Source organism: Nitratidesulfovibrio oxamicus, from assembly GCF_015731765.1.
Taxonomy (GTDB): domain Bacteria; phylum Desulfobacterota; class Desulfovibrionia; order Desulfovibrionales; family Desulfovibrionaceae; genus Cupidesulfovibrio; species Cupidesulfovibrio oxamicus.
On sequence record NZ_VRYY01000374.1, the window covers coordinates 1 to 2,517 of the forward strand.

3 protein-coding genes are annotated in these 2,517 nt (G+C 66.5%); 1 reads left to right on the plus strand and 2 read right to left on the minus strand.

Features of this window, described 5'->3' with window-relative positions:
* Window positions 1-158 precede the first annotated feature (158 nt).
* The gene (locus FVW20_RS12380; protein ID WP_196609854.1) at window positions 159-536 is read left to right on the plus strand and encodes a hypothetical protein; all 378 of its coding nucleotides are present in this window, start codon (window positions 159-161) and stop codon (window positions 534-536) included.
* Window positions 537-743: 207 nt separating this feature from the next.
* On the opposite strand, the gene FVW20_RS12385 is transcribed toward FVW20_RS12380, so the two are convergent.
* Entirely contained in the window at window positions 744-1,676 is a 933-nt protein-coding gene (locus FVW20_RS12385) for a magnesium transporter CorA family protein (protein WP_196609855.1), read from the minus strand.
* 548 nt (window positions 1,677-2,224) lie between these two features.
* Window positions 2,225-2,517 (minus strand): DUF1499 domain-containing protein (locus FVW20_RS12390; protein WP_196609856.1); only part of this gene is annotated, 293 nt, incomplete at its 5' end.

Sequence of the window (2,517 nt, forward strand, 5' to 3'; positions counted from 1 at the left end):
GCACGGGCGCAGGCGCGGCCCGCACCGCACGCGCCGCGCCCGTCGCATGCTTGCGCGGGGGGGCATTTCTGCTAGGCTCGGGGTAAGGCGGCGGACCTTTCGGGGGCCGCGCGTCCGTCGTCTTTCTTCGTCACGGCGGCCCCGGCAAGGAGGTGTCCATGACCCGACAGGTTTCGTTCACCCGGCTGGAGCAGGCGCAGTTGCCCGGCTTTCGGGAACGGCTGGACCGCGCCGAATCGCCCGACGAAGTGCGCAGGTTCTTTGCCGAAACCATGGCCACGCTGCTGGCCGACGCCTTGGGCACGGCGGAGGCGGTGCGCTACGACGACGTGACGCTGGCGCCGGAAGCGACCGAAGAGTATGTGCTGACGCCATCGGTGCGGGCGTTGCCGGGCTTTGCGGACATCTGGAACGATTCCGACCTGCCCCGCATCGTGGGCGACTTCGCCCGCCTGGCCGTGAGGCGCCATCGGCATCTGGCGGGCAATCCGGAGCGCACCGAGGCCAAGACCCGGCACAAGGACGGCAAACGCTAGCAATCCCGTGGCGGAATGGTCCGTAGCAGTATCGGTTTCTCCGCCGTATCGCAGTGCGTCCACCAGCACTTTTTCCCGGCTTCGCCGTGCTGCGCGGGTTTGCGAATTGCCCTCTGCGGCGCACGGATTTCGCTTCTTCCCCAACGCAGAACGCCCCGCACGGCCATGCCGGGCGGGGCGTCACGTTGTTGCGTCAGGGGGGCGCGATTACAGCCAGCGCTTCTTGATGAACACCAGCCAGGCCACCAGGCACAGCCCCACGGTCAACCCGGAGAGGATGCCGAAGGCATGGGGCGAATCGTGCAGGGGGGTATCGATGTTCATGCCGTAGATGCCGGTGATGATGTTGGGGATCATCAGGATGATGGTGAACCCGGTCAGGAACTTCATCACCGTGTTCATGTTGTTGGAAATGATGGAGGCAAACGCGTCCATGGTGCCGGAAAGGATGTCGCTGTAGATGTTGGTCATGCCGATGGCCTGGCGGTTTTCGGTGATGGCGTCTTCCAGCAGGTCGCTTTCTTCTTCGCTGATGCGCAGAGTACGGGTGCGCAGCAGCTTTTCCATGATGATGTCGTTGGCCTTGAGCGACGTGGTGAAGTACACGAGGCTCTTTTCAATGTTCAGCAGTTCTATGAGTTCCTGATTGCGCGTGGACTGTTGCAAACGCTGTTCGATGAACGCGGTGCGACGGTTGATGTCCTTCAGGTCGTTCAGGTAGGTGATGGCGGTGCGTTGCAGCAGATGGATGGCCAGGCACAGGCGGCGGGCCGTATCCATGGTGCGGGCGCGCCCGTTCAGCAGTTCGGTGACGATGTCGCGCGGCGAGCGGCACACCGTGACCACGGCGGAAGGGGTGATCACGATGCCTATGGGCAACGTAAGGTAGGGCACGCGCACGTCGGTCTCGTTTTCCAGGGGCACGCGGATGACCAGCAGCAGTATGCCGTCCTCGTGCTCCAGGCGGGCGCGTTCGTCGGCGTCCAGGGGGTCGATCAGGTAGTCCAGCGGAATGCCCAGCAGCACCGAGGCGCGGCGCAGTTCTTCGTCAGAAGGATTCGAAAGATTGACCCAACAGTCGGGCTCGATGTGGTCGATGGGGGTCATCGCGCCGTCGATGGTCTTGTGAATGGTGAACACGGCAAGGCTCCTTGCGTCCGTTCCGGGGTGTGATCTGGCGCGCGGCGCATGCCGCGCGTGCCGGAAACAGCCGCGCGCCGCGCCAGGCCCGATGCACGGGATCAGGGCAGGATGCGGCGGCGGGGGCAGCGGAGCGTCACGAGTACGGGTCCGCGGAACGGGCCACGGACAGCACGCGACGGTGCATCCGGCAGCGGGCGCGCCGGATGGAACGGTCGGAAACCGGGGAAGATGCGGAAGACAGGGAAAGCGGTCTGCGGAACATGGTCCACCTCCGGGGGCGCGCAACGCCGCCGGGCGGACCGGGAAGGGATCAGGCCCGGACGTGACGGCGGCAGCGGCGCTGGTGCGTCGTTGCGAAACGGTGCGATGCGCTGGGGCATCTACTACTGTCGCCGGAATCCACGTCTGTGCTCCTGTTGGGGGTGCGGGCGGGCCGTGTGGCCGCCGCCCGGTGTGCCGCGATCAGGTCGTGGCACGCTGCGGGGTCTGCTTTACGCCCGCAAGGGCCGCTTGGCAACCGGAAATGCGCGGGGCGGCGTACCGGGCTACCGCACCAATCCCAGGAACCTGCGCCGCAACTGTTCCGCCCGGTCGCGGTTGACGCCGAAGTCCCACCAGCCGGAACGGGCGGCGGAACGCAGGTGCACCACGGAGGCTACCGGGTCTGCCGCGCACACCACGTCGTCGATGAATCCGAAGACCTTGCTGCGGCACCGGGCGCGCACGGTCAGGCCGTCCATTTCGGTCACGGTGCAGCCGGGCAGGGCGCCCAGGGCCACGGCCAGGCGGCGCATGGCCGTGGCCGCATCGCCGGTGAAGGGCAGCGGCTCGATGTACT